This window comes from Gammaproteobacteria bacterium (assembly GCA_015709635.1).
Classification (GTDB): Bacteria; Pseudomonadota; Gammaproteobacteria; order Burkholderiales; family Nitrosomonadaceae; genus Nitrosomonas.
Genome location: CP054180.1, coordinates 2,245,600 through 2,271,078, shown reverse-complemented (window position 1 = coordinate 2,271,078; position 25,479 = coordinate 2,245,600). Strand labels below are relative to the sequence as shown.

Genomic DNA, 25,479 nt, shown 5'->3' with positions numbered 1-25,479 from the left:
ATAAAACTTACTGGGGTGGCTGATGGGACTCGAACCCACGACAACCGGAATCACAATCCGGGACTCTACCAACTGAGCTACAGCCACCATGATAAGGAGAATGGTGCAGTTTGTTTAGTATGTACAAACCGAGTTGAACAATTCAGTCCATTCATCAGGAAATATTTGTGGCGTGCCCGACAGGAATCGAACCTGTAACCCCCAGCTTAGAAGGCTGGTGCTCTATCCGATTGAGCTACGGGCACCAAATCGGGCTGCTCTAAAATATTAGGGCTGAAATTGGTCGGGGTGGAGAGATTTGAACTCCCGACATCCTGGTCCCAAACCAGGCGCGCTACCAGGCTACGCTACACCCCGGAAAAGGCGACACTATACCTTCTTAGTTTTGAAACGTCAATTTCTTCGTGCTCCAAGTTGAATATTCAACGTAGTGATGGGCTATGGGGGATTTTCTGTGGAGGGATTGAAAATATGCGCATGATGCATGCGTAATGTCACAAATTAACTATAGATTTATATGCTATCTTAAAATCAGATTGCTAATGAGTATGTATAAATAACTTGTTATCCAACATGTTTTCTGATAATACTATGCGATTTTTGTACGCTACCGGAATTAAAGAGGAGCCTTAGAGATGCCAAAAGAGCTACAGAGTAAACAAGTGACTCCCTATGAGCCAAAAGCAGGCGAAGAGTATATGGGTCCTGATCAGCTAATGCATTTTCGTAAGATACTGGAAGATATGAAAGTTGAGTTAGGGCAGGATATTGATCGTGCAGTTCATACGATGCAGGATGAGGCGACGGTTTTTGCCGATCCTAACGATCGCGCCAGTCAGGAATCCGATATGACGCTCGAACTGCGTAATCGTGACCGGGAGCGTAAGCTTATCAAGAAAATTGATGAAATCATTGGCAAGATCGATTCCGGGGATTATGGTTATTGTGAAAGCTGCGGTATCGAAATTGGTTTAAAGCGCCTCGAAGCACGGCCGACCGCAACACTCTGCATTGATTGCAAAACATTGGATGAGATGCGTGAGAAGCAAATAGCTAAATAGCTGAATTGTTGTTAAGTGGTGAGTGGGAAAAGTTGTATTGAAAAAATAAAAGCCCAGCCTTGGAGGCAGGGCTTTTATTGAGATTGGATGAGGACCGGATTGTGACGGTTTAGGACTCTTCCGTAACGGGATCGGTGCTACCACCATCATCGGCTGCTACGGCTTTCATGCTTAAACGCAATCTTCCTTTGTCATCAGCTTCCAGTACTTTTACGCGAACTTGCTGACCTTCGCTCAGATGATCGGAAACATTGCTGACGCGTTCATTGGCAATTTGCGAAATATGCAATAAACCGTCTTTTCCAGGGAGTACACTGACAATAGCGCCAAAATCAAGTAATTTCAGCACCACGCCATCGTAAATTTTTCCCACTTCCACTTCTGCGGTAATGTCTTCAATGCGTTTTTTGGCCAATTCACCGCCTTCCGCATTGACACACGCAATCGTCACCTGACCGTCATCGGTGATGTCAATGGTGGTGCCGGTTTCCTCCGTTAGCGTTCGTATCACGGCACCGCCTTTACCGATCACATCACGGATTTTTTCCGGATTGATTTTCAGCTTGATGATACGCGGTGCATGCACTGAAATGTCTTCCCGGGTTGATGGCAATGCTTGTTTCATAATCTGCAGAATATGCATCCGCCCTTCATGTGCTTGTATCAGTGCCGCATGCATGATTTCTTTGGTAATACCTTGAATCTTGATATCCATTTGCAATGCGGTAATGCCTTTCTCGGTGCCTGCCACTTTAAAATCCATGTCACCGAGATGATCTTCGTCACCCAGAATATCCGTCAGTACAGCAAAACGATTACCATCTTTGATCAGGCCCATGGCGATACCGGCAACATGCGCTTTGAGCGGGACACCTGCATCCATCAGCGCGAGACAGCCGCCGCAAACGGATGCCATGGAACTGGAGCCGTTGGATTCGGTAATTTCCGATACGACACGTAGTGAATAACCGAATTCTTCAGGTGTGGGCAGTACGGCGACAAGGGCGCGCTTGGCAAGACGGCCGTGACCGATTTCACGGCGTTTAGGTGTGCCGACGCGACCGATTTCTCCAGTGGCGTAGGGAGGCATATTGTAATGCAACATGAACCGGTCGTTATAATCACCCTGTAGTGAATCGATTTTTTGTTCGTCACGTGCGGTACCAAGCGTTGCAATTGCTAATGCCTGAGTTTCACCCCGTGTAAACAGCGCTGAGCCATGAGTGCGCGGCAGCACGCCATTGCGAATGATAATAGGCCGGACAGTTCGTGTGCCGCGGCCATCAATGCGGGGCTCGCCATCCAGGATTTGGTTACGCACAATTTTTGATTCCAGCGTGAAAAAGGCTTCCTTGAATGATTGAAGATCGGGACCGCCCTCGGTATCTACACCAAGCTCGACAGAAATGCGTTCGCTGATTGCTTCAATCGCTTCGGTTCGTGCCTGTTTCTGTTTGATTTTGTAGGCTTGCCGCAAATCGGCTTCCGCCAGACTGGTAACTTTTTCTTCAAATGCAACATCTTTTTCCGGTGGTGTCCAATCCCAAGCGGTGACACCGGCTTCATCAGCAAATTCGTTTATCGCATTGATGACGACTTGCATCTGCTCATGACCAAACGTTACCGCACCCAGCATGACTTCTTCTGAAAGCTCAATGGCATCCGATTCGACCATCAGGACGGCGTGCTGCGTACCTGCAACGACCAGGTTCAATTGCGTGTCTTTCAGTTCGGAAGTGGTGGGATTTAAGACGTATTCATTGTTGATATAACCGACCCGTGCTGCACCGAGTGGGCCATCAAACGGAATACCGGAAAGAATCAGTGCGGCGGAAGTGCCAATAATGGAAGGAATATCGGGATCGATCTCGTTGTCGGCCGACATGACCGTGGCCACGACTTGCACTTCATTATAGAAGCCTTCGGGAAAGAGCGGGCGAATGGGGCGGTCGATTAGCCGGGAGGTCAATGTTTCCTTCTCGGAAGGACGGCCTTCCCGCTTGAAGAAGCTGCCCGGTATTCTACCTGCAGCATAAGATCTTTCTTGATAATCAACTGTGAGTGGGAAAAAATCTTGTCCGGGTTTTATATTTTTTGCACCAACTACGGTAACAAGCACTACTGTATCATCCATTGTGACCATTACGGCGCCGTGTGATTGTCTTGCTATTTCACCTGTTTCCAGTGTGAGTTGGTGGCGCCCATAGGTAATGCTCTTTTTAATAGGTTTCAATTAACAATCCTTTTTCCTATTTGATGAATTTTTCCGAATTTTGATTTTGCTTGTGGGCCAAAATATTGATCACATGACAATTGCGATGAGAAAAAATCCCTGCGATCAATACGAGCCACGCTTGAGAGGAACATTTACTTGCGTAAGCCGAGACGTTCAATCAGCGTCTGGTAAGTATCGGCGTTACGATTTTTTAAATAATCAAGCAACTTGCGGCGGCGACCTACCATACGTAACAGACCGCGACGAGAGTGATGATCCTTGACATGTGTTTTGAAGTGTCCGATCAAATCATTGATTCGGGTTGTTAAAAGTGCAATCTGAACTTCTGGAGAGCCAGTATCCCCTTCGGCTCTTTGATAGTCGCGCACTATCTGTGCTTTTTGGTCGATTGTAACTGACATAAGTTGATTCTCCGTTGATTAAATTATCAGCCATTATTAAAGAGCCGGAATTTTACTCTTTAATCTTGTTCTTGTCCAAATCAGATCAAGATGTATGCTCAGCATGAATCGGATTGTGTCAGGAAGCGAAAATGGTGAGGTGATAGAAAGAAGACGCAACAACTAGAAGTGATTGGAGATAGCAAGAATTTTTATCCATTGGACTTTATCCTCTTTGCTATCTCAAGTGCAGTAAAAGTAAGTTTGGATACTTAAGCGGGAATGAAAGCGTCAACGATCAGCATAAAGTGACGATTCTGCATTACCTACGGTTTCAAACTTGTGAGTTTTCGCCCCCGTTACCCGATGGATTCGTGAATTGATCGTTTAATGCTTGAATATAATCATTGGCTTCGTTGATGATTTCATCGATTGTTTGTTGTGCGACATCATTCCAGCCTGCAGGTCCGCTTAGGAGCATTGGGCGGTATGCGGCAGTACTTTTATTGAATGCCTGCATATATTGCTTGTAGGCTTCGTGATCATTGCCGATTTCATTGGCCAGGTTTTTCAGCAACTTATTGGCGACCGCGCGGCGGATGCAAAAATGGATGCAAATAATGCTAAGCAGCAGAAACGAGGCAATAGCAATTGCCGAAATTTCACCTCGCATGAGTTCTTCCGGGAATGTTTTGAGAGCACCCCAGGATTCATTCATGGTGAGAGCGGTCCCTGCCAGAACCGCCAATGTGCCGAAAGCCAGACCGTCAAATAAAACCACCTTGCTTTTCCATTTTTTCAACATATCGGAAAGCTTGTTGACGATCTGATTTTTGATGCCTTTGGCTGTCTGTTCTAATTTTCCGACAATGCGATACGAGCGCTCAACTTCGATTTGATGCATTCTTGCATTGATATCGGCCATGTCTTCTTCGCGTTTTTTCTCGAAACGTTCTTTGATATGTGGGTTGGCAATCGGAACAGCCGCGGCGGGGTTATAAATGCGGTAGAACCGCCCGGTGACAAGACCCACTTCCGCCAGAGAGCGTTGCCATGCGGAAACAACTTCTTCCGGATTGTCTTCCTGCGCCGTGACATCGATCTGATTCAAAATATATAGGAATTTGTTCGCATCGGCTCGGTTAACGCTGGCCGATACCAAATAAGCCAGTGTGTCCTGCATGGCTTTCGGTTCGGGGTGGCGCGCATCAAAAAATACCAGTACGAGATCGGACAAGTTAATGATATGTTGGGTCAAGCGCAGCGTCGATGCGCGTTGATTGTCGGCATCGAAGCCGGGAGAATCGATCAGGATTTTTCCGCGAATGTTTTCGGATGGGCAGGTTTTCAGCTGCAGGTAAGCATCAATGCGTTCTTGTCCAGCCTCCGAGATTTCTTCGATACTGCGGCTGATTTGGAAAAACGGGAAACGGGGATCGGCATCCAGCGCGATGCCGGGTAGCGTCTTTGCTTCATTATGGCGACTGTAGCAAATGACTGTGAATTTATCGTCGACAGCCTGATTGCCGGTGCGTTGCAGTTTCATATCCAGATAGGAATTGATATAGGTCGACTTACCGGCGGAAAAAGTGCCCAATACGGCGATCATAGGCCACCATGTCACACAGGTTGCATAAGATTCATCTTTGTTGAGTAACCCCATGCTGTGGCCAACATAGTCCATTTTTCTGAAACTTTTTACTGCATTGGCCAGCGTTGGATTATCCGGATGCTCATCAGCTAAGTGCTTTTGTAAACTCTTAAGATACTTGTTAATTTGTGTTGAGCTATGTGACATAACGATCCCTTTCATTCTTATAAATAAAGTGCACTCTGAATTTAGTAACAGGGTGATTTTTAGTTTATCGATTCATTTTTTCTGCATGAGATGGTGCTGTTTTCAGTAAGTTATTTTGGTTTTTGGGATGTGTGCCAACCAAAATCTTTCTGCAGTAAATGAAAACAGTTTTACGGATAGCGCATGTTCAATGCGAGTCGATCTATGTCAGAAATTATTGCGCCGAACTTTGGCGATTCTACCAAGAACACTGCTGGTGTGCCAGTATATGATATTTCTCATATTTGTACCGGTTTCGCGTAAAAAAATATTATCATAGCCAACTTTATGCGCCACTGACTTCGAGTGGTTTGTGGCTCTTAACCGTAACAAAATAAAGTATCGATAGCGTAAGCCTAGTTGGAGAAAATTTTAAAAACATGTCAACAGAAAGTAATCATGAGCAACACGCACCACGTTCTGCTCACCTAGGCCGCTATATTCTTATAGGCTTTCTTACGGTGGCACCGCTATGGGTGACGTGGCTGGTATTTGATTTTTTATTGAATTTGTTGGCGCAGATTGGCGATCCTCTGCTAAAAGGAATGGCGCGGGCGGTCCGGCCGTTCTCGGATACCACGGCCAGTTGGTTGCTCGACTCTCATTTTCAGCAAGCTGTAGCTGCGTTACTAACGATCATGAGTCTCTATGGCATCGGCTTGTTGGCATCCTTTGTGATTGGCAAGAAAGTCATCGGTATTTATGAAAATATTCTGGCAAGATTGCCCTTGGTGCAAACAATCTACGGGGCTACTAAGCGTTTCCTGCACACCGTCAGTCAACCGCCCGTAACCGGGCAGCGTGTTGTGCTGATCAGTTTTCCGTCGTCAGAAATGAAAGCAGTCGGGTTTATCACGAAAGTCATGACGGATAAAAGTAGCGGAAAAAAGCTTGCCGCTGTTTATGTGCCGACCGCACCCAATCCGACATCCGGTTATATCGAAATCCTGCCGATGGAAAATGTGATCTTGACGGATTGGACGACCGAAGAAGCGATGACGTTTGTTGTAACGGGCGGCACTAATGCCCCTGAGAATTTGAATTTTTCTAACGATAAGCCGCAAGCACCGGCTGAGCAGAAACAATAACAACTGAATTACCAATGATGTTCAATTATTGATCATCGCTTTTAGTCCGGTAACGGGTAGGGCAGCGATTTAATTTCCAGCAATGGGCCTTGCAGCGATTGCCAATGAATTTGGCCGCTGTCGACACTGCTTTGCTGGATTACGGCCAGGACATCAAAGCCGCCTTGTGGTGCTACTGCTGCATTGACAATGTTACCGCTGGATTGATCTTCCATATCGCTGCTATAGAGTGCATCGCCCGCGGTGATTGTTTGTGTCGTGCTGATATGCGCCAAAAACATGCGGCGTTTGAGTTTGCCGAGATATTGCGTGCGCGCCACAATTTCCTGACCCGGATAGCAGCCCTTTTTAAAACTGACACCGCCGATTGCATCCAGATTGACCATTTGCGGCAGAAACATTTCCTGAGTTTCAGGCAAGATAACCGGGATCCCGGATGCGATTGTTAACCAATCCCAGCAATCGGCGCCAACCGGTTTGGCCTGTTGATTGAGACGCTGCCAGAGCGCGGGGGCATGTTCAATTGAAGTGATCAATTCGATGCATTGCTGAGAAAGATAAAGAACGCTGATTTCTTTATTATGAATGACTTGTAAAGATTGACTGAAGCCGCTTGGAGAGCCGGTGATGTTTTCGATCAGTGTGATGGCGTTTGGGCCTGCGATGCCGATGCGGATCAAATCATCGCTGGCATCGGTCAATTTAACTTTCGCGCGCAATACATACATCGATAATCGCTTTTGAATGGCGGCGGATAAACGGGCAGGCAATTGCATTATAAGATCGTCGTCCTGCTGCCAGAGCAGAAGGGTTGCCAGAATCCGACCCTTAGGGGAACAGTAACTGCCGTATTGCGCCTTGTGCGGATTGATTTCCCGGATATCGCAAGTGAGCTGGTTTTGCAAAAAGGCTTTTGCATCTTCCCCGGAAAAACGAATTAAACTGTGATGCGAAAGATCAGCCATGACAGTGGTTGTTTGAGTATCTTGCAGTTCTGCTGTGATATTACCGAAATGAGTCACGCCACTATTGTCAATAACGGCGTGATGTTCACGTAAATAGGTTTGCCAAGCTGGGTTCATACAAGAATTGCGGATGAATTAACGGGCGATGATTATACGATATCCAATCAGAGCGAGTGTAAGAGCGCATCGTCCGACATTGACTTCGTTACCGGACGGTAATTTTGCTGGCTGCGGCCATGAATGGTAAAAGGCGATTTCAATATGTCGGATTTACTCATTCACCTTCGCCCTTCTTATTATCTTACGGTACTGCTTGGTCTGGCGCATTGCGCCGCCGGTGCCGTATTGTGGCCGCTGGCGCTGCCGTTGGGTATGAAAGCGATAATCGTTATTTTGCTAGTCATCAGTCTGATCTATTATTTGCGTAAGGATGCGTTGCTCACTGCATCAAATGCGGCAATGGCTTTGACGCTGACCGATGAGATGACATGTATTTTGACAATGCGCTCCGGCCAGGCGATTGCTTGCCGCATACCGGATAACACCTTTGTCGCTCCTTATCTTACGGTAATCAATTTGCAGCCGACGGAGAAGTTTTTTTTGCGAAGTGTGACGATATTGCCGGATAGTATTGATGCGGAGGAATTCAGGCGGTTACGGATTTGGTTACGGTGGAAATGGAAAAATGATCGAGGATAAGCGGCAAAGACAATTTCCGCTCAGCGGAAAATTTTTCTGCTATTCTAACGAAGCAAACAGGGAAGTTATTGTTTGTAAAATTAAAAAAGGAGAGGAGATATGTTTAAAAAAACTGTTAATGCATTGATATTCGTTATTGCAATGGTATTTGCTACCAGTAATGTTTTTGCCGCATGTAGCCTGGATACTGAGAAAGATGGAAAAACTGCCTGTGGAGCAAACTAAGTGTGTTATTTGGTTGACGGAACCTGTATTGATAAAAAAGCCTCCCGGCTGGGAAGTCATGTAAAAAATCAGGTGTCTGCCAGAATTCTTGCGTGAAAGATGATGGTTCGGAAACGAAGAGTGATGGTTCCGAGACAGGAAAATGCAGTTAGTCGTTTAAAATAACACATCGTGTTATTAGCCTAGGCCGGTAAAACCGGCTTAGGAGTCTGAAGAAAATAGTCTTTTTCTCTTTAAGCGACGATAAGAGAAGTTCATTGGCCGTAGCAATAAAAATCACCATCATTCAAGCCATACGATCTACAAATTGGAACAAATCGGAGTTTGTGTTTACTGGAAAAAGCCGGGCGACGGATTGGAATAAATTTGCTGTGTACGGGTAGCATTAATTTTGATTCGAGGTTGAATGCGGAATTTACTGTTTTGGCTGATTCTTAAATTTCCCTCTGCAGTATTGTATCTTGTGCCACCGGTAATGTATCCGGGTAATCCTTGCTATAGTGCAATCCCCGGCTTTCATGGCGCAGCATGGCGGATCGCACGATAAGGTCGGCACTGTCGACAAGGTTACGCAACTCTAACAAATCGCTGCTGACGCGGAAGTTTATGTAATATTCATTGATTTCTTCGTGTAAGAGTGCAATACGGTGTTGCGCGCGCTGCAGCCGTTTGGTTGTGCGCACTATACCGACATAATTCCACATGAAACGGCGCAATTCATCCCAGTTATGTGCAATAACAATCTCTTCATCCGCATCCGTAACCCGGCTTTCATCCCATTCGGGAAGTTCGGGGAGTCCGTTCATGGGTTGATTGACGATATCGTTCCCAGCCGCTTGCGCCAGAACCAAGCATTCCAGCAGCGAGTTACTGGCTAAGCGGTTGGCGCCGTGTAATCCGGTATGGGCTGTTTCGCCGATGGCGTATAGATTATCCAGATCGGTTTTGCCGTGCTTGTCCGTAATTACCCCGCCGCAGGTATAGTGCGCCGCCGGGACGACAGGGATCGGTTCCCGGGTAATGTCGATTCCCAATTCCAGGCAACGGGCATAAATGGTGGGAAAATGTTCTTTTAAAAAACTAGCGGGTTTGTGCGATATATCCAGATAGACGCAATCCAGTCCTCGTTTCTTCATTTCAAAGTCGATGGCGCGGGCGACAATATCACGAGGTGCCAGTTCGGCGCGTTGGTCATGGTGCGGCATGAAGCGCTCACCATTGGGTAATTTTAATAAGCCGCCTTCACCGCGGACGGCTTCACTGATTAAAAATGATTTTGCATGAGGATGATAAAGACAAGTCGGATGAAATTGGATGAATTCCATATTGGCGATCCGGCAACCTGCACGCCAGCCCATAGCAATGCCGTCACCTGTGGCTGTGTCCGGGTTAGTCGTATAGAGATAGACTTTGCTGGCTCCCCCGGTTGCGAGTACGGTATTTTGCGCGGTAAATGTCAGCACCTTGTCTTTTTTCTTGTCGAGAACATAAGCGCCAAAGCAGCGCTTATGCTTCGGATTTATATAGTCCGGTAATTTGTCGCTGGTGATTAAATCAATCGCGATATGATGTTCCAATACCGAAATGTTCGGATGGTTTCGTATTTTCTCGATTAAAGCTTGTTGTACAGCCTTTCCCGTGGCATCACCGCTATGCACGATGCGTCTTATACTGTGTCCACCCTCTTTTGTGAGGTGATATCCCGTTTCACTAGTACGATCGCTGGTGAAAATTACACCTTGGCTTATCAGCCAATGTATTGCGTTCGCTGCATTTTCAGCGACATACCGGGTGATTTCTGCATCACATAAACCGGCTCCGGCGATTAACGTATCTTGTACATGTTTTGATGGAGAGTCATTATCCGACAGTGCCGCCGCGATGCCTCCTTGTGCCCATGAGCTGGCGCCTGAATCAGTGGTTTGTTTGGTTACAATGCAGACCTTTTTGTATTGCGCTATATGCAGTGCCAGTGTAAACCCGGCCAGTCCGCTGCCGATAATCAGCGTATCGAAATTGTTATGAGACATTAAGCTAGGTTATATATTTTTATGATTGATAGACTAAAAATCAGAAAGCGTAAAATTCTTCAGTTTGTACGCATTATTCTATTTTTTGAAATCAAAAAGCCAGACGGTGAACTAATTGATCAGGTTAATTGTCTTTGAAGCATGCGTGATGCAATTACATGGTTCCCGAGATTCATTTGGATATGTATACTTGTTCTGTTGCATCATTATGCAACATTTAATAACAGAACAAGAGTAAATTTAAATTTATTCAAAATGCTCAGGGACCAAGTTGTATGGGTGATCGGGAGATCGATCAACAGCTAGTAGAACGAGTTCAAGGCGGAGATAAGCATGCATTTGATCTACTAGTCATTAAATATCAACGAAAGCTGGCACGTTTGCTATCGCAATTTATACGTGATGCAGCCGAGGTTGAGGATGTTACGCAAGAAGCCTTTATTAAGGCGTATAGAGCATTACCTTCATTTCGTGGAGATAGTGCTTTTTATACGTGGTTGTATCGGATTGGTATCAATACAGCAAAGAATTTTCTGGTGTCTCAGGGGCGTAAGCTGCCGACATTGCAAGGATTCGATAATGAAGATGCTGAGGATTTTGAGGATAGCGGTTTGCTGAGGGAAATGAATACGCCTGAAAGTGAACTGATGAGCCAAGAAATTGCTCAAACAGTAAATCAGACGTTGGATTCATTGCCTGAAGAATTGCGCACAGCAATTGTATTGAGAGAGATTGATGGATTAAGTTATGAAGAAATTGCCAATATTATGAGTTGTCCCATAGGGACTGTACGTTCACGTATATTCCGTGCACGTGAAGCGATATCCGAACAGTTGCGTCCTTTGCTAGGGACAAGTAAAGACAAGAGGTGGTAATGTGAAGAGTAAAGTATCTGCATTAATGGATGGTGAACTTGATCAACAAGATGTTGCAAGTATTATCGAAGCGATAAAAAAGGATGATGATCTGTGTGATGAGTGGAAAGCGTATCATTTGATCGGCGATGCGTTACGGCAATCCACACGATTATCGATGAATATTTCTTACGATGTCAGCCAGAAATTAAAAACCGAACCAACAATCCTCTCTCCCAATATATCCCACACGACAGAAAAAAAACAAACGCGCAAAGTGCTGGCGTTCTCAATGGCGGCTTCAATAGTCGCAATGGTCTCAGGATGGGTGATCATGAATAATTTATATAAGCCGCAACAAATGATTGTGGCGGATCAATCCAAACGTGACAATAATCTAGCCGCTTCTCCCGTCCCAGTCTCCTCTCCTCCCCTGATACATAATTATTCTCACCCTCCAATTGAAATGAACGACTACCTGTTTGTACATCGTGAGTTTTCCCCAGGGATCACAATGAACGGGCAAGTTACCAATGTCAACAGCGTGACGGACTACCAGGAAAGATATGGTAGATGATTAGCCGCAAAATATTCGCGCTGTTTTTATTATTTGCGGTTAATCTCCAGATAGCATTTGCGCAAGAATTATCTCGCTCATCGGAAAGCGCACTTGGCTGGTTAAAAAAAATGGCTGATGCGCCGCGCCGGCACAACTACTCAGGAACGTTCGTATATTATGCTAATGAATATATGGAGACATCGCGTATTGCGCACAAGACGGATCAAACCGGTGAACGTGAAAAAATTGAAGTTTTAGACGGATCGCCGCGTATCGTTTTTCGTGATAACGATGAAATGCAATGTTATCTACCGGAAAGTAAAAGAATATTTACTGAGAAACGTTGGTTTCGTAAATTCTTTCCTGATGTTCTTCCTTTGCCACTCGATGATGTTGACAAGAATTACTACGTCAAGGAAACCGGGCGCGAGCGAGTCTCGGATCATGAGTGCCAAGTTCTATCTCTAACACCGCGAGATTCTTTACGCTATGGGCATCAATTTTGGATTGATGTTAAAACGGGGGTACCGGTTAAAGCGGCTGTTACCAACGGCAATCAAATCATCGAGCAATTTGCTTTCGCACAACTGGAGATTGATGGGGAGATTGATTCCAGTCAAATAAAACCGAGTCGAACACTGATTTCGGATGAATGGAAGACGACAAACCTGCTGAATTCCATTTTAAACGAGGGCGAATTAAAGTGGCGAGTCGGGAATTTGCCTGCCGGTTTCAGAAAATTGGTTGAAATGAAACGCAATTTAATTGAAAAGACTTCATTGGTCGATCATATTGCGGTATCTGACGGACTCGCAACAGTTTCCGTATTTATAGAGCCGCTTATGAAGGATTCCCCTTTGCCTGTACCTGGTTTTTTCACCAGTCGCGGTGCAATAAATATTTATGTTCGTACAGCGAATGAAAATAAAATAACGACAGTCGGCGAAGTCCCGTTGGAGACGCTTAAACTCATAGGCGATTCAGTTGTGCAACACGATTGATTTCTGCACATCAATATTCACCAATCTTGCAGTGTTTTCCTGCTGCTCACTCTATTCATAAGAAAAAATAAAACATATTATCCGGTTTAATCAATAAAAGTTATGACCATTAATGTTGATTGCTTGAACAAGCGCATAGTAAGGACAAAAAACATGCTTCGATTCCTGATCATTTCATTGCTTTTGTATACCTCATCAACCTTGGCGCAAACCGGCCAATTGCCCGATTTTGCCGGACTTGTCGAGAAACATGGCGCAGCGGTGGTGAATATCAGTGCGGTGCAGAATTCAAATACGGTGAGCAATCAGATGCTTCCTGAAATGCCGGGTATTCCGGAGAACTCACCGTTTTATGATTTCTTCAAGCGGCATATGCAACCCTTTCCCGCGCCGAGGAAATCCGAACCCAAGTCTTTGGGTTCCGGTTTTATCATCAGCTCGGATGGTTATATTCTGACCAATGCGCACGTTATCGAGACGGCTGATGAAATTACAGTAAAACTGAACGACAAACGTGAATTTGCAGCCGAAGTCATCGGCACCGACCGGAAAACCGATATTGCCTTAATTAAAATCAATGCGTCCGACTTGCCTAAAGTCACACAGGGAAATCCGGAAAATCTCAAAGTCGGTGAATGGGTGGTGGCCATCGGCTCGCCGTTCGGTTTCGAGCATAGCGTGACGGCAGGCATCGTGAGCGCAAAAGGCCGCTCGCTGGCACAGGAAAGTTATGTCCCGTTTATCCAAACCGATGTGGCGATCAATCCGGGAAACTCCGGCGGGCCGTTGTTCAATATGCGCGGTGAAGTAGTCGGCATTAATTCCCAGATTTACAGCCGGACAGGCGGATTCATGGGATTGTCGTTTGCCATACCGATTAATGTTGCGACTGAAATCGCGAATCAACTAAAAGTCAGCGGTAAAGTCAGCCGGGGAAGGATCGGTGTCATGATTCAGGAAGTGACCAAAGAACTCGCGGAATCTTTCGGTTTGTCCGACAGTACTGGCGCGTTGGTCGTTTCGGTCGAGAAGGGCGGACCTGCCGATCAAGCGGGGATCAAGCCGCGCGACATCATTTTGAAGTTTGACGAGAAAGAAGTTGCAACCTCTGCGGATTTGCCGCGCATCGTCGGTAATACCAAACCCAAATCCAAAGTTTCGATCGAGGTTTGGCGTGATGGCACTGTGAAAACAGTAAAGGTCGAGGTTGGAGAAACGCCTTCCGATGAAACGGCGGAGAACCGCAAGCACAAGCCGGGTAAGAAACAGAATGCGTCGAATCGCCTGGGGTTGGCGTTAAGCGAAATCACTGAAGAGCAACAGAAACAACTGGAGATTATCAGCGGCTTATTGGTCGAAGACATGCAAACAGGTATTGCCAGCCGTTCCGGAATTCGCATTGGCGATATCATTCTGGGCTTAAACAGTAAAGATGTGAAAACGGTTGAGCAATTTAATGAATTGCTGAATCAGGTCAAAAGCGGAAAAAATATCGCCTTGCTGGTAAAAAGAGGGGATGTCACAACTTTCATCACCATGAAGCTGAGCGATGACGACAAGAAAGAATGATGCTGTCTCGTCAGATGTGGATCAGGCGAGAAAACTGATCGTATACGGCCGGGAAGAGTGTCATCTTTGCCAGGACATGATACTTGCGCTACGGAATCTGCAAGCGCGAGTATCGTTTGATTTCCAGGTTATCGATATCGATTCCGATCCGGAACTCGCGGCGTGTTACGGAGATAAAATTCCTGTGTTGTTTTCTCCATTCACCCACCGGGAGATTTGCCATTATTTTCTCGATTTAGCAGCTTTAGATGATTATCTTGCTAAATTTCGTTAGAATGCTGCCTCTTTTAACTGTCAATATAATATTTTAATTTCCAGCTTTGCTGCACCGGTTTTTGCGCGTAGCTGGAAACATATTTTATATTTCATATTCCGATGCAGCATATTCGCAATTTTTCCATCATTGCCCATATCGATCACGGCAAATCGACATTGGCGGACCGTATTATTCATTTGTGCGGCGGCCTGTCCGATCGCGAAATGGAAGAGCAAGTGCTCGATTCGATGGATCTGGAACGCGAAAGAGGCATTACCATCAAAGCCCAGACCGCGGCATTGCGTTATAAGGCCAGAAACGGTGAAACTTATTTGTTGAATCTGATCGATACGCCGGGGCATGTGGATTTTTCCTATGAAGTTTCGCGTTCGCTAGCCGCCTGCGAAGGTGCGCTCCTGGTGGTTGACGCATCGCAGGGGGTGGAAGCGCAAACGGTAGCTAACTGTTATACCGCGATTGAACAGGGCGTTGAAGTCATTCCGGTGTTGAACAAAATCGATTTGCCGGCTGCCGATCCGGAACGGGTCATCCAGAATATTGAAGATGTCATCGGAATCGATGCGCATGATGCCGTCAAAATCAGTGCGAAAACCGGCCAGGGTATCGAAGATGTCCTGGAAGCCTTGATCGCCAAAATTCCCGAACCGAAGGGCGATCCCGATGCGCCGCTGAAGGCGCTGATTATCGATTCCTGGTTCGATAATTACGTCGGCGTGGTGATCCTGGTCAGAGTGATGGACGGCACGCTAAAACCCGGTGATAAAATTTTGCTGATGGCCAGCAAAGCGGTGCAACTGTGTGAGCAGGTCGGAGTGTTCGTGCCGAAATCGGTAAACCGCGATTCACTCAGCGCAGGGGAAGTGGGATTTATCATCTCCGGTATTAAAGAGCTCGATGCGGCCAAAGTGGGGGACACGGTGACCTCCGTCACGCGTCCGGCCGATAAACCGTTGCAAGGTTTTAAAGAAATCAAACCGCAGGTATTCGCTGGATTGTATCCGGTGGAATCCAATCAATACGATGCCTTGCGTTCGGCGTTGGAAAAATTGAAGCTGAACGATTCGTCGCTGCATTTCGAGCCGGAGGTTTCGCAGGCACTGGGCTTCGGCTTTCGCTGCGGTTTTCTGGGCTTGCTGCACATGGATATCGTGCAGGAACGGCTGGAAAGGGAATACGATATGGATTTGATTACGACCGCACCCACTGTGGTTTATCAGGTGCTGATGCGCGACGGCAGCGTAATTGAAATTGAAAACCCGTCCAAGATTCCGGATCTCTCCAAAATTGATGAGATACGCGAACCGATTATCACGTCGACCATCATTGTGCCGGAAGAATATGTAGGCGCGGTGATTACCCTGTGCGTCAGCAAGCGTGGCAACCAAACCAATATGCAGTATATGGGTAAGCAAGTGATGCTGACCTATGAAATGCCATTGAATGAAGTCGTCATGGATTTCTTTGACCGGCTGAAATCGACCAGTCGCGGTTATGCGTCACTGGATTATGAATTCAAGGAATTTCGCGCTTCCGATTTGGTGAAGCTGGATGTGCTGATTAATGGCGATAAAGTCGATGCGTTGTCACTGATTATCCACCGCAGCAACAGTCAATACCGCGGACGGGAATTGGTGCAGAAAATGCGCGAATTGATCCCGCGCCAAATGTTTGATATCGCGGTGCAGGCGGCGGTCGGCGCGCATATTATCGCGCGTGAAACGGTTAAAGCATTGCGCAAGAATGTGTTGGCAAAATGTTACGGTGGCGATATCACCCGTAAACGAAAGTTGCTGGAGAAGCAAAAAGCGGGTAAAAAGCGAATGAAACGGGTGGGCAATGTGGAAATTCCGCAAGAAGCATTTCTGGCAATTTTGCAGGTTGATAATAAATAATGAATAGTAAAGATACGGTTCTCTTGTTTGATGCTGGATTAAAGCCGCAGCGCTTTAATGAAAAAATGTTGAATGCATTACCGAAGGAATCCCAATGAATTTTCCTTTGATTTTGTTTGTACTGCTGGTGATCACCGGTTGTATTTATCTACTGGATTTCCTGTTTTGGAAAAAGAAACGTGCTGCAGATGAAAGCGAACCCTGGTGGATCGAATATCCCAAGAGCTTTTTCCCGATTATTCTGATCGTTTTCAGTTTGCGTTCCTTTGTGATTGAGCCGTTCAAGATACCTTCCGGATCGATGATCCCGACGCTGCTGGTGGGCGACTTCATTTTGGTCAACAAATATACCTATGGAATAAGGTTGCCGGTCATCAATAAAAAAGTTTTTGACTTGAATGAGCCGAAACGCGGTGACGTGTTGGTATTTCGCTACCCTGAAGACCCTTCGATCGATTACATCAAGCGCGTCGTCGGAGTGCCCGGCGACGTGATCACCTATCACAATAAACAGCTCATTATTAATGGTGAAGTGGTCAAGATGGACTACGACGGCGATTACAAATACGTGGAATCGGGTCTCGGCTATATCTATTCCGATCGCTATTCCGAGTATCTGAATAAAGATAAGAGTCATTCGATTTTGATCAATCAGGATGTTAAAGCGCTGCAATATTCAAATGTCAGAGATTTTCCGTTTCGTGACAATTGCAAGTATCACCGTACGGGATTCACCTGCGAAGTGCCACCGGGAAATTATTTCGCCCTTGGCGATAATCGCGACAGCAGCAGCGATAGCCGTTACTGGGGGTTTGTGCCGGAAGAGAATATCGTCGGCAAGGCTTTCATGATCTGGTGGAATTTTGGAAATTTTGAGCGTATCGGCTTATCCATTGAATAGGTAAAAGAGTATGAAACATTACAATACGCGGCAAAAGCAGAAGGGTGTCAGTCTATCCGCTTTGCTCGTTTGGGCGGTGATTTTAATTCTAACCGCCATTTTCGGTTTGCGCATTGCGCCCGCGTATATTGAATACTCAACGATTGAAAGAAACTTAACGGCCATCGTTAAAGATATTAACGCGCAGAGTGCCGATTTGAATCACGTGAGGGTACTGTTCAGTAAGCGTGCGCAGATCGATAATATTAAATCTATTAGCGCGCAAGACATTAAAATCAATAAGGAAAGCGGGCATATTGTTTTAAGTGCAAGCTACACGGTGCGAATACCGCTGGTGTCTAACCTATCCTTGACGATAGATTTTGACGCGACCAGCGAGTAATGGCTAATCATCATGTCAAGCGGAGCGCTACCAGGTATTAATCAATCGTTACTCGATCTATTCTGCCGACGCCTCGGGTATTCGTTCAAGCACCCCAAAATAGTATTGGAAGCATTGACACACCGCAGCCATAGCATGCCGAATAACGAACGCTTGGAGTTTCTCGGCGACGCGGTGCTGAATTGTGCGATTGCCGGGCTGATTTATAAACATTTCCCGGATTTTCCGGAAGGGCATTTGTCGCGCTTGCGCGCCAGTTTTGTCAACCAAAAAGCGTTATCTGACATGGCGCTCAGCCTGCAGATGGACCAATTGATACGATTGGGCGAAGGGGAATTAAAAAGCGGCGGTTGTCATCGCCCGTCGATTCTTGCGGATGCTTTCGAAGCTGTGTTGGGAGCCATCTATGTCGACAGTTGCTACGCGCGGGCTGAAGATGCGGTCAGCAAGCTTTTTTTACCGTTGATGCAAAATATCGACCTTAAAATGCAAGGTAAAGATCCCAAAACGTTATTGCAGGAATTTTTGCAAAGCCATAAGTTGGCGCTGCCAGAATATGTGGTTGTTACCACCAGCGGTAAGGCGCATAAACAGAAATTCAAAGTGGATTGTGTGATAGCGGCATTGAATATTCGCACCTCGGGGGAAGGCACAAGCCGCCGCAGCGCGGAACAAGCGGCAGCGGAGCTGGCGTATGAAGAAGTCATGTTCGCACCATGAGCAGCACCACTATGAAAGTTATCGATAAGATTGCCCAGAATGACTGCTGACGACGATTTCCGTACCGGTTACGTCGCCATTATCGGCCGTCCCAATGTGGGTAAATCGACCTTGCTCAACAAGCTGCTGCAACAAAAAATCAGCATCACATCGAGAAAAGCCCAGACCACCCGTTTCCGGATAAACGGTATTCTGACGGATCAGCACACGCAATTTGTCTTTGTCGATACCCCTGGCTTTCAAACGCAATACACTAACCGTTTAAATGCGGCGATGAACCGGGCGGTGACACAAAGCATGCAGGATGTGGATGTGATTCTGTTTGTCATCGAAGCGATGCGCTTTGATCAGCGCGATATTGCAGCGCTGAAAATCCTGCCGGAAAATGTTCCGGTTATTTTGGTCGTCAATAAAATCGATAAACTGTCGGACAAAAAACAGTTGTTGCCGTTCTTGAGCGAGGTGGCGAAAGCGTTTACGTTTGCCGCCGTCGTGCCGGTGAGCGCCATGCACAAGGTTCAACTGCCGGATTTGCTCGATGTGATCCGGGGTTATTTGCCGGTGAATCAACCGTTGTATGATCAAGACGAAGTAACCGATCGCAGCGAGCGTTTTATCGCCGGGGAATTTATCCGGGAGAAGCTATTCCGCTTGGTTGGCGATGAAATTCCCTATTCCACCAGTGTCGTGGTCGATCAATTTAAACAGGAAGATCAGTTGTATAAAGTTTATGCCACGATTCTGGTCGAGAAACCGAACCAGAAAGCGATTATCATTGGCAAAAAAGGTGAAAAGCTCAAGCAAATCGCCACTCAGGCGCGCCAAGACATGGAATTGCTACTGGGCGGTAAAGTGTATCTGGAAGTATGGGTGAAAGTGAAAAGCGGCTGGGCTGATGACGACAGTGTGCTGAGAAATCTTGGTTATGAATAATCCGCTGGAAGTTTTTTCTGGGCGGTATCCTGGAAGATTGCGATGACGATTGAACTCGGTGTGAATATAGATCATGTGGCGACATTACGGCAGGCGCGCGGTACAAGTTATCCGGATCCGATCGAAGCGGCGCTGATCGCCGAATCCGCCGGAGCGGATGCGATTACGTTACATCTGCGTGAAGACCGGCGGCATATTCAGGATCGCGATGTCGAAATTTTGTGCGACCGGCTGACTACCCGGATGAATCTGGAAAGCGCGGTGACTGATGAGATGATCGCTATCGCGCTACGCATAAAACCGCACGATATTTGTCTGGTGCCGGAAAGGCGTGAAGAACTGACGACCGAGGGCGGGCTCGATGTCGTGAAGCATTTTGATCAAGTTCAACGCGCATGCCGGAAACTGGCGCAAGCGGGAATCCGCGTGTCGTTGTTCATCAATGCCGATCCGCTACAAATCGAGGCAGCTGCGCGCGCGGGTGCGCCGGTGATCGAAATTCATACCGGTGGTTATGCTGACGCGCACACATCGCAAGCGCAAGCGGAGCAATTTGCCGCCATCCGGAAAGCGGTTGATCTGGGTATCGATCTGGGTTTGAAAGTCAATGCCGGACATGGTTTGCATTATGACAATGTGCAAGCCATCGCCGCTATCCCTGAAATTTCCGAGTTGAATATCGGGCATGCGATCGTCGCCCGGGCGATTTTTGTCGGTTTCAAACAGGCTGTCCGGGAAATGAAACAATTGATGCTGGCAGCGCGTGCATGATCTTCGGTATCGGTACCGATATCGTGGAATCGGCGCGTATCGCACAATCGTTGGACCGCTTTGGCGAGCGTTTTGCGCGGCGTATCCTGACCGACAGCGAATGGCAGGAATATCACTCGAGCAGCAAGCCGGTTTTGTATCTGGCCGGCCGCTTTGCCGCCAAGGAAGCGTTATCCAAAGCGATGGGCACGGGATTGCGCCATCCGGTGAATTTCACGTATATCACGATCACGCACGACGATCTGGGTAAGCCGTTTTTTCAATTCCACCCCGAGCTCGACCGGCTCATCAGTGACAAAGGCATCACGCAGCACCATCTTTCCATCAGCGATGAGATCACGATGGTTTGCGCCTTTGTCGTACTGGAGAAATAACCATGCCGCTGGGACCTGTGATGCTCGATATCGCCGGTACGCAGGTGACCGAGGATGATGAGCGCAGACTGCTGCACCCGCTCACCGGCGGGGTGATTCTTTTTACCCGCAACTATACCGATCATCGTCAACTGGCGGAACTGACGCAGCAAATTCATGCCTTGCGCAACCCGCATTTGCTGATCGCGGTCGATCATGAAGGCGGCCGCGTGCAACGTTTCCGGGAAGACTTTACACGTTTACCCGCGATGCGCGAGCTGGGGAAAATCTGGGATAAGCAACCCGCGCGCGCGCGTCATCTTGCGCTGCAAGCCGGTTATGTGTTGGCCGCAGAGTTGAATGCCTGCGGCGTCGACTTCAGCTTCACGCCGGTGCTCGATATCGATCACGGACAAAGCGGCGTAATCGGCGACCGGGCTTTTCATCACAACCCGCAAGTTGTGGCCGATCTGGCGCATCAATTGATGCTGGGACTGAGAAAAGGCGGCATGCCGGCGATCGGCAAGCATTTTCCCGGTCACGGCTACATCCGCGCAGATTCTCATGTGCAGAAATCCATCGATCCGCGCCGCTACATCGATATCGAAATGTGTGACCTGATTCCTTTCCGGCAAATGATCGATTTTGGCTTGACCGGCATCATGCCGGCGCATGTGATTTATCCGGAAGTGGATGCAAAACCGGCGGGCTTTTCAACCATCTGGTTGCAGAGGATTTTACGTACGGAACTGCAATTCGAGGGCTGTATTTTCAGTGACGATTTAAGTATGCGCGGTGCCGGAGAGTACCTGGAGTCGATGCTGTCGCGTGCGCAGGCGGCGCTCGACGCCGGTTGCGACATGATCTTGGTGTGCAATAATCCCGCCGGTACCGATGAAATTTTAAACGGTCTACAGTGGGAAATACCGGCAACGAGTCTTTCCCGTCTGGCGCGCCTGCACGCCCGCAATCACTCGGGTTCACTGATAAAACTGCGCGAAAACGGCGATTATGTCCAGGCCGTGCGTGAAATCAGCGGCATCGGCTGCGAAAGCGGCGAACTGCCGTTGCAGTAAACCGGCTTATCAGGCAAAACAAATCATCAACAGTCCTTTTGTTTTCCTTTAAAATTACTCCCTAATTTGGATCTATTGATAAGGTTGAATCATGTCGGAAATATTTGATGTAGCAGTTATCGGCGCTGGTCCGGGCGGTTATGTTGCGGCAATCCGCTGCGCGCAACTGGGGTTGAATACCGTGTGTATCGACGAATGGAAAAATCCTAAAGGCAAGGCAACTCTCGGTGGCACTTGTCTGAATGTCGGTTGTATTCCATCCAAAGCTTTATTGGAATCCTCGGAAAATTATTTCCAGATTCAGCACAAGGTGTCTGCGCACGGTATCACGGTGGAAAATGTATCCGTCGATGTTCCTGTGATGATTGCGCGCAAGGACAAAATTGTGACGATGTTCACCGCCGGTATCGCCTCGTTATTCAAGAAGAATAAAGTGAAATCGCTGCACGGCCGCGGAACGCTGCTGCAACGCGAAGCATCCGCCAATACATGGCAAATAAAAGTTGACGATAACGGTAGCGCTGAAACGATTCAGGCCAAACATGTCATCGTGGCAACCGGTTCGGTGCCGCGGCCGTTGCCTTTTGCACCGGTCGATAATGCCATGATTCTGGATAACGCCGGTGCCTTGGCGTTGACGGAAATACCCAAACGGTTGGGTGTCATCGGTGCGGGTGTGATCGGACTGGAAATGGGCAGCGTGTGGCGCAGGCTGGGTGCGGAAGTGACGATTCTTGAAGCGATGCCGGGTTTCCTGATGGCAGCGGATGAGCAAATCGCCAAGGAAGCCAAAAGCCTATTCGCCAAAGAGCCGGGCTTGCAGATCAATACCGGCGTCAACATCAAGTCGGTCAAGGTGACCGGTGATACTGTCACAATCGGTTATAGCGACGCGAATAACCAGGAACAGGTTTTGGAAGTCGATAAACTGATTGTCGCAATCGGCCGCATTCCGAATACTGCCGGGTTGGGTGTCGATGAGAATGGCCTGCAGGTGGATGAGCGCGGATTTATCGTGGTCGATCAGTATTGCCGTACCAACCTGGCGAATGTTTATGCTGTCGGCGACGTGGTGCGCGGTCCCATGCTGGCGCACAAGGCTTCCGAAGAGGGCGTGGCGGTTGCCGAAATGATTCAGCATGTGGAGAAAGGCGAAGCCGGCGAGCTTGAAGCCGTCGATTTCAATACCGTACCGTGGGTCATTTATACCGCGCCGGAGATTGCCTGGGTGGGAAAGAATGAACAGGAGTTAAGAGCAGCCGGTATTGCCTATAAAGCCGGTCAATTTCCGTTCATTGCCAACGGAAGGGCGCGTGCCATGGGGGAAACAAGCGGGTTTATCAAAGTATTGGCGGACGAGAAAACCGATCGCGTATTGGGTGTTCACATGATCGGCCCGCATGTATCGGAACTCATTTCAGAAGCGGTGATGGCGATGAAGTTTTCCGCCAGCAGCCAGGATATCGCCTGCATTGTGCATGCCCATCCGTCGTTATCGGAAGTATTCCATGAGGCTGCGCTTGGTGTGGATAAGCGTGCGTTGCATATTTGAAATTACGGTTTGTAATTCTCGTATTACGGCACTCTTATCCAAGGGTGTTGCAAATGCTTGCGAAAGCAAACTTTCGGGAAACGCTGAATAATTTGTTCAGTGTTTCCTTAGAGAAGTTCTGAAAAAGGTAGCGAGCGACGGTCAGGTAAGGCGGAATCAGGCGGGAAAGCGGAGTTTACGATGGGTAAATGAGCATTTTAAGCTTGATTTCAACGCAGCATGACCGAACGCAGCAGTTTTCAGAGCTTGCTTAGAAGCAGTGGGTCTTGTCCGGATCGACAGTACAAGACCAGCGCAGATGATGCATCCCAGCCGTTTTATTCACCAGATAGTCGGCGCGGAGTTGTTTATTTTGTTCCACGGATAGCGCAGCGGTTTCGGGCACAAATCGCTCTTCGCTCCAGAACCGGATTCTGCAAAATTGATCGGACGGGCTGCATAACCGGTTGATGACAGCGCTGTAGACAGTTTTGTCGGTGTATACCGCATGATCGATGAGTACCAGATTAACGAATTTTCCTGAAGTCCCCATTTCCACTTTACGAACAAGGCGCCATCCGTTGCCACCTTCAGATTCCGCTGCGGATTCGTCGTGGCTGTGATCTTCTCCTTCATGGGCAAAGCTGCTGAAAGGTAAAGCGAGTATCAAAAACAATAAAGCGCTTGGTAATAATTTATGCATAAATTCTCCCTGGCAAGTGCCAATTCATTTAGTAATATGGAATCTTGATTTCGTGTTAACGCATTCTTCCAGATCAGTTTTTCTTCTCCGGATAATCCTTGCAGCCGGGCAGTATACTTGAAAATTAAGTTTTGAACATTATTGACAGTTTGGTTTTGCTATTTAATCCATTATGCGATTAAACATCCGTCCGGGTGCAGAGAAATCGGGGTTGCGCTGCAAAGTAATTTTGTTCCGGTTTCCCCGTACCGAAGGTATAAAATTAGTCATTTTTCTCGAGATAGGATTTACTGGTATGTGTTACCGATGTGAACTTAAAGAAAACGATGAGCATCAAGATGCGGCAATAAATCATGGCAAGCGCGCGTTTATCAAGCTATCGGCTTTGTCTGCGCTGAGTCTGGGGATGGTGCAGGGCGGAATAGCTGCGATGGGCGAGAGCTTTGCTGCAGAGCCTGCCCGTCCGATGCCGCCCAAGCCGGAAAATGTGCTAACGCCGGATCAAGCGCTGGAAAGATTGATGCAAGGCAATGAGCGCTACGTTTCAGGTAAATCCAAGCTGCTTGATTTTCATGACATTCAATCGGCTTTGGTGAGTGGACAAAATCCTTATGCCACGATATTGGGCTGCTCGGATTCCAGAGTCAGTCCGGAGCATTGTTTCGACGAAGCGCTGGGTGATTTGTTCGTGGCGCGCGGTGCCGGAAATTATTTAACCAATGATAATATCGCCACCATCGAATACTCGGTTGCCGTACTGAATACACCATTGATCATGGTATTGGGTCATGAAAGTTGCGGTGCGGTCAAAGCGGCTGTGGAAGCGGTCGACCATCATAAAGACTTTCCCGGTCATATCCAATTGCTGGCCAGTGCGATTGCACCGGCGGTGCGGGCGGTTAACGATACCTCAAGCAGCCGGTTGATCAATGTAACCAAAATGAATGTCATCATGACGGTGGAGAGACTGAGAACCAAAACGCCGGTTCTCGATTACTATCATGATCAGAAGAAAATTCGTATCGTAGGCGGGATATATCATCTGGATAGTGGAAAAGTCGAGTTGATCGCTTAAATCCTTTGCATGGCAGAGCCTTATCGTCCGGGTAAGGCTTACGATATGTGCGGAAATTGCAGTATGACGATGATTAACATTTGTGGCACTTGACGGTTTCGGTTAAAATCCGCTTTTCCCAGGCGCGTAGCTCAGTTGGTTAGAGCACCACCTTGACATGGTGGGGGTCGTTGGTTCGAGTCCAATCGCGCCTACCAATGAACCGATCCGGCAATTTTTCTTCCTAATCCCGGTTTCCCCAGTTTCGTATGGGATGCCAACTTAACCGGCGCCATTCAGTGTTTTGCAATTTCTTATCTAATCCGGTTGAAAATGAAATGTCACCAGTATTTATCCGGCGATCGCAAAAACTACTTCCGTG

Annotated in this window: 24 protein-coding genes and 4 tRNA genes; 19 read left to right on the top strand and 9 right to left on the bottom strand. The window is 47.5% G+C overall.

From position 1 onward, the window contains the following. Positions 1-11: 11 nt before the first annotated feature. The 3 genes from HRU78_10810 to HRU78_10800 form a co-directional block, all read right to left on the bottom strand. Positions 12-87 (bottom strand) — tRNA-His (locus HRU78_10810). 81 nt (positions 88-168) lie between these two features. Further along, a tRNA-Arg gene (locus tag HRU78_10805) sits at positions 169-245 on the bottom strand. A 35-nt stretch (positions 246-280) separates the two neighbouring features. After that, positions 281-357, bottom strand: a tRNA-Pro gene (locus HRU78_10800). Positions 358-635: 278 nt separating this feature from the next. Here HRU78_10800 and dksA point away from each other — a divergent pair. Then, positions 636-1,061, top strand: coding sequence for an RNA polymerase-binding protein DksA (gene dksA / locus HRU78_10795; GenBank protein ID QOJ24072.1), 426 nt, complete (start codon positions 636-638; stop codon positions 1,059-1,061). A gap of 109 nt (positions 1,062-1,170) precedes the next feature. Here the strand turns inward: dksA and pnp are convergent, their stop codons facing one another. From pnp to HRU78_10780, 3 genes are all read right to left on the bottom strand, one after another. Next, on the bottom strand, positions 1,171-3,294 hold the full coding sequence (gene pnp / locus HRU78_10790) for a polyribonucleotide nucleotidyltransferase (protein ID QOJ24071.1): 2,124 nt from the start codon (positions 3,292-3,294) through the stop codon (positions 1,171-1,173). Positions 3,295-3,428: 134 nt separating this feature from the next. Then, a complete protein-coding gene (gene rpsO, locus HRU78_10785; protein QOJ24070.1) occupies positions 3,429-3,698 on the bottom strand; it encodes a 30S ribosomal protein S15 in 270 nt (89 codons plus the stop codon). Positions 3,699-4,011: 313 nt separating this feature from the next. Beyond that, positions 4,012-5,475: a dynamin family protein gene (locus HRU78_10780; protein QOJ24069.1), complete on the bottom strand. Its 1,464-nt coding sequence runs from the start codon at positions 5,473-5,475 to the stop codon at positions 4,012-4,014. Positions 5,476-5,894: 419 nt separating this feature from the next. Here HRU78_10780 and HRU78_10775 point away from each other — a divergent pair, with 419 nt between their 5' ends. Then, positions 5,895-6,602 (top strand): DUF502 domain-containing protein, encoded by a 708-nt coding sequence (locus tag HRU78_10775; protein ID QOJ24068.1) that lies wholly within the window; start codon positions 5,895-5,897, stop codon positions 6,600-6,602. Positions 6,603-6,643: 41 nt separating this feature from the next. Here the strand turns inward: HRU78_10775 and HRU78_10770 are convergent, their stop codons facing one another. Beyond that, complete coding sequence (locus tag HRU78_10770) at positions 6,644-7,684, bottom strand: folate-binding protein YgfZ (protein ID QOJ24067.1); 1,041 nt, start codon at positions 7,682-7,684, stop codon at positions 6,644-6,646. A gap of 144 nt (positions 7,685-7,828) precedes the next feature. Between HRU78_10770 and HRU78_10765 the strand changes: the two genes are divergently transcribed. Beyond that, on the top strand, positions 7,829-8,266 hold the full coding sequence (locus HRU78_10765; GenBank protein QOJ24066.1) for a hypothetical protein: 438 nt from the start codon (positions 7,829-7,831) through the stop codon (positions 8,264-8,266). A gap of 659 nt (positions 8,267-8,925) precedes the next feature. Here the strand turns inward: HRU78_10765 and nadB are convergent. Then, positions 8,926-10,521, bottom strand: coding sequence for an L-aspartate oxidase (gene nadB / locus HRU78_10760; protein QOJ24065.1), 1,596 nt, complete (start codon positions 10,519-10,521; stop codon positions 8,926-8,928). 275 nt (positions 10,522-10,796) lie between these two features. On the opposite strand from nadB, the gene rpoE reads away from it, so the two are divergent. The 14 genes from rpoE (at position 10,797) to lpdA (ending at position 23,361) form a co-directional block, all read left to right on the top strand. Beyond that, positions 10,797-11,396, top strand: coding sequence for an RNA polymerase sigma factor RpoE (gene rpoE, locus HRU78_10755; protein ID QOJ24064.1), 600 nt, complete (start codon positions 10,797-10,799; stop codon positions 11,394-11,396). 1 nt (position 11,397) lies between these two features. Then, a complete protein-coding gene (locus HRU78_10750; protein QOJ24063.1) occupies positions 11,398-11,952 on the top strand; it encodes a sigma-E factor negative regulatory protein in 555 nt (184 codons plus the stop codon). Then, positions 11,949-12,935, top strand: coding sequence for a MucB/RseB C-terminal domain-containing protein (locus HRU78_10745; protein ID QOJ24062.1), 987 nt, complete (start codon positions 11,949-11,951; stop codon positions 12,933-12,935). The genes HRU78_10750 and HRU78_10745 overlap by 4 nt, the downstream gene beginning before the upstream one ends. A 153-nt stretch (positions 12,936-13,088) precedes the next feature. Further along, the gene (locus tag HRU78_10740; GenBank protein QOJ24061.1) at positions 13,089-14,504 is read left to right on the top strand and encodes a DegQ family serine endoprotease; all 1,416 of its coding nucleotides are present in this window, start codon (positions 13,089-13,091) and stop codon (positions 14,502-14,504) included. Next, positions 14,485-14,778, top strand: a complete 294-nt coding sequence (locus tag HRU78_10735) for a glutaredoxin family protein (protein QOJ24060.1) — start codon at positions 14,485-14,487, stop codon at positions 14,776-14,778. Before HRU78_10740 ends, HRU78_10735 begins: the two co-directional genes overlap by 20 nt. 101 nt (positions 14,779-14,879) lie before the next feature. Further along, positions 14,880-16,673, top strand: a complete 1,794-nt coding sequence (lepA, locus tag HRU78_10730) for an elongation factor 4 (GenBank protein QOJ24059.1) — start codon at positions 14,880-14,882, stop codon at positions 16,671-16,673. A gap of 94 nt (positions 16,674-16,767) precedes the next feature. After that, positions 16,768-17,574: a signal peptidase I gene (lepB, locus tag HRU78_10725; GenBank protein QOJ24058.1), complete on the top strand. Its 807-nt coding sequence runs from the start codon at positions 16,768-16,770 to the stop codon at positions 17,572-17,574. A 10-nt stretch (positions 17,575-17,584) separates the two neighbouring features. Beyond that, on the top strand, positions 17,585-17,956 hold the full coding sequence (locus HRU78_10720; GenBank protein QOJ24057.1) for a DUF4845 domain-containing protein: 372 nt from the start codon (positions 17,585-17,587) through the stop codon (positions 17,954-17,956). 12 nt (positions 17,957-17,968) lie between these two features. Further along, positions 17,969-18,676: a ribonuclease III gene (gene rnc, locus HRU78_10715; GenBank protein QOJ24056.1), complete on the top strand. Its 708-nt coding sequence runs from the start codon at positions 17,969-17,971 to the stop codon at positions 18,674-18,676. Positions 18,677-18,715: 39 nt separating this feature from the next. Then, the gene (era, locus tag HRU78_10710) at positions 18,716-19,609 is read left to right on the top strand and encodes a GTPase Era (GenBank protein QOJ24055.1); all 894 of its coding nucleotides are present in this window, start codon (positions 18,716-18,718) and stop codon (positions 19,607-19,609) included. 42 nt (positions 19,610-19,651) lie between these two features. Beyond that, positions 19,652-20,380 (top strand): pyridoxine 5'-phosphate synthase, encoded by a 729-nt coding sequence (pdxJ, locus tag HRU78_10705; protein ID QOJ24054.1) that lies wholly within the window; start codon positions 19,652-19,654, stop codon positions 20,378-20,380. Continuing rightward, complete coding sequence (locus HRU78_10700; GenBank protein ID QOJ24053.1) at positions 20,377-20,754, top strand: holo-ACP synthase; 378 nt, start codon at positions 20,377-20,379, stop codon at positions 20,752-20,754. The genes pdxJ and HRU78_10700 overlap by 4 nt, the downstream gene beginning before the upstream one ends. Positions 20,755-20,756: 2 nt before the next feature. Beyond that, complete coding sequence (nagZ, locus tag HRU78_10695) at positions 20,757-21,809, top strand: beta-N-acetylhexosaminidase (GenBank protein QOJ24052.1); 1,053 nt, start codon at positions 20,757-20,759, stop codon at positions 21,807-21,809. A 91-nt stretch (positions 21,810-21,900) separates the two neighbouring features. Continuing rightward, complete coding sequence (gene lpdA / locus HRU78_10690; protein QOJ24051.1) at positions 21,901-23,361, top strand: dihydrolipoyl dehydrogenase; 1,461 nt, start codon at positions 21,901-21,903, stop codon at positions 23,359-23,361. Between the two features lie 250 nt (positions 23,362-23,611). On the opposite strand, the gene HRU78_10685 is transcribed toward lpdA, so the two are convergent. Further along, positions 23,612-24,043 carry a hypothetical protein gene (locus HRU78_10685; GenBank protein ID QOJ24050.1) on the bottom strand — a complete coding sequence of 144 codons (432 nt, stop codon included), beginning with the start codon at positions 24,041-24,043 and terminating at the stop codon, positions 23,612-23,614. 295 nt (positions 24,044-24,338) lie between these two features. Between HRU78_10685 and HRU78_10680 the strand changes: the two genes are divergently transcribed. Next, positions 24,339-25,118, top strand: coding sequence for a carbonic anhydrase (locus tag HRU78_10680; protein QOJ24049.1), 780 nt, complete (start codon positions 24,339-24,341; stop codon positions 25,116-25,118). 120 nt (positions 25,119-25,238) lie between these two features. Next, positions 25,239-25,315, top strand: a tRNA-Val gene (locus HRU78_10675). Positions 25,316-25,479 lie beyond the last annotated feature (164 nt).

Excerpts from the sequence above, each read along its gene's own strand:
- rnc (QOJ24056.1), top strand. The coding sequence starts at position 17,969 with ATGTCAAGCGGAGCGCTACCAGGTATTAATCAATCGTTACTCGATCTA.
- HRU78_10775 (QOJ24068.1), top strand. The coding sequence starts at position 5,895 with ATGTCAACAGAAAGTAATCATGAGCAACACGCACCACGTTCTGCTCAC.
- nadB (QOJ24065.1), bottom strand. The coding sequence starts at position 10,521 with ATGTCTCATAACAATTTCGATACGCTGATTATCGGCAGCGGACTGGCC.
- lepB (QOJ24058.1), top strand. The coding sequence starts at position 16,768 with ATGAATTTTCCTTTGATTTTGTTTGTACTGCTGGTGATCACCGGTTGT.
- HRU78_10700 (QOJ24053.1), top strand. The coding sequence starts at position 20,377 with ATGATCTTCGGTATCGGTACCGATATCGTGGAATCGGCGCGTATCGCA.
- pdxJ (QOJ24054.1), top strand. The coding sequence starts at position 19,652 with ATGACGATTGAACTCGGTGTGAATATAGATCATGTGGCGACATTACGG.
- era (QOJ24055.1), top strand. The coding sequence starts at position 18,716 with ATGACTGCTGACGACGATTTCCGTACCGGTTACGTCGCCATTATCGGC.
- HRU78_10770 (QOJ24067.1), bottom strand. The coding sequence starts at position 7,684 with ATGAACCCAGCTTGGCAAACCTATTTACGTGAACATCACGCCGTTATT.
- HRU78_10735 (QOJ24060.1), top strand. The coding sequence starts at position 14,485 with ATGACGACAAGAAAGAATGATGCTGTCTCGTCAGATGTGGATCAGGCG.
- HRU78_10780 (QOJ24069.1), bottom strand. The coding sequence starts at position 5,475 with ATGTCACATAGCTCAACACAAATTAACAAGTATCTTAAGAGTTTACAA.
- rpoE (QOJ24064.1), top strand. The coding sequence starts at position 10,797 with ATGGGTGATCGGGAGATCGATCAACAGCTAGTAGAACGAGTTCAAGGC.
- nagZ (QOJ24052.1), top strand. The coding sequence starts at position 20,757 with ATGCCGCTGGGACCTGTGATGCTCGATATCGCCGGTACGCAGGTGACC.
- rpsO (QOJ24070.1), bottom strand. The coding sequence starts at position 3,698 with ATGTCAGTTACAATCGACCAAAAAGCACAGATAGTGCGCGACTATCAA.
- HRU78_10685 (QOJ24050.1), bottom strand. The coding sequence starts at position 24,043 with ATGCATAAATTATTACCAAGCGCTTTATTGTTTTTGATACTCGCTTTA.
- HRU78_10740 (QOJ24061.1), top strand. The coding sequence starts at position 13,089 with ATGCTTCGATTCCTGATCATTTCATTGCTTTTGTATACCTCATCAACC.
- HRU78_10720 (QOJ24057.1), top strand. The coding sequence starts at position 17,585 with ATGAAACATTACAATACGCGGCAAAAGCAGAAGGGTGTCAGTCTATCC.
- lpdA (QOJ24051.1), top strand. The coding sequence starts at position 21,901 with ATGTCGGAAATATTTGATGTAGCAGTTATCGGCGCTGGTCCGGGCGGT.
- HRU78_10765 (QOJ24066.1), top strand. The coding sequence starts at position 7,829 with ATGTCGGATTTACTCATTCACCTTCGCCCTTCTTATTATCTTACGGTA.
- lepA (QOJ24059.1), top strand. The coding sequence starts at position 14,880 with ATGCAGCATATTCGCAATTTTTCCATCATTGCCCATATCGATCACGGC.
- HRU78_10680 (QOJ24049.1), top strand. The coding sequence starts at position 24,339 with ATGTGTTACCGATGTGAACTTAAAGAAAACGATGAGCATCAAGATGCG.
- HRU78_10745 (QOJ24062.1), top strand. The coding sequence starts at position 11,949 with ATGATTAGCCGCAAAATATTCGCGCTGTTTTTATTATTTGCGGTTAAT.
- dksA (QOJ24072.1), top strand. The coding sequence starts at position 636 with ATGCCAAAAGAGCTACAGAGTAAACAAGTGACTCCCTATGAGCCAAAA.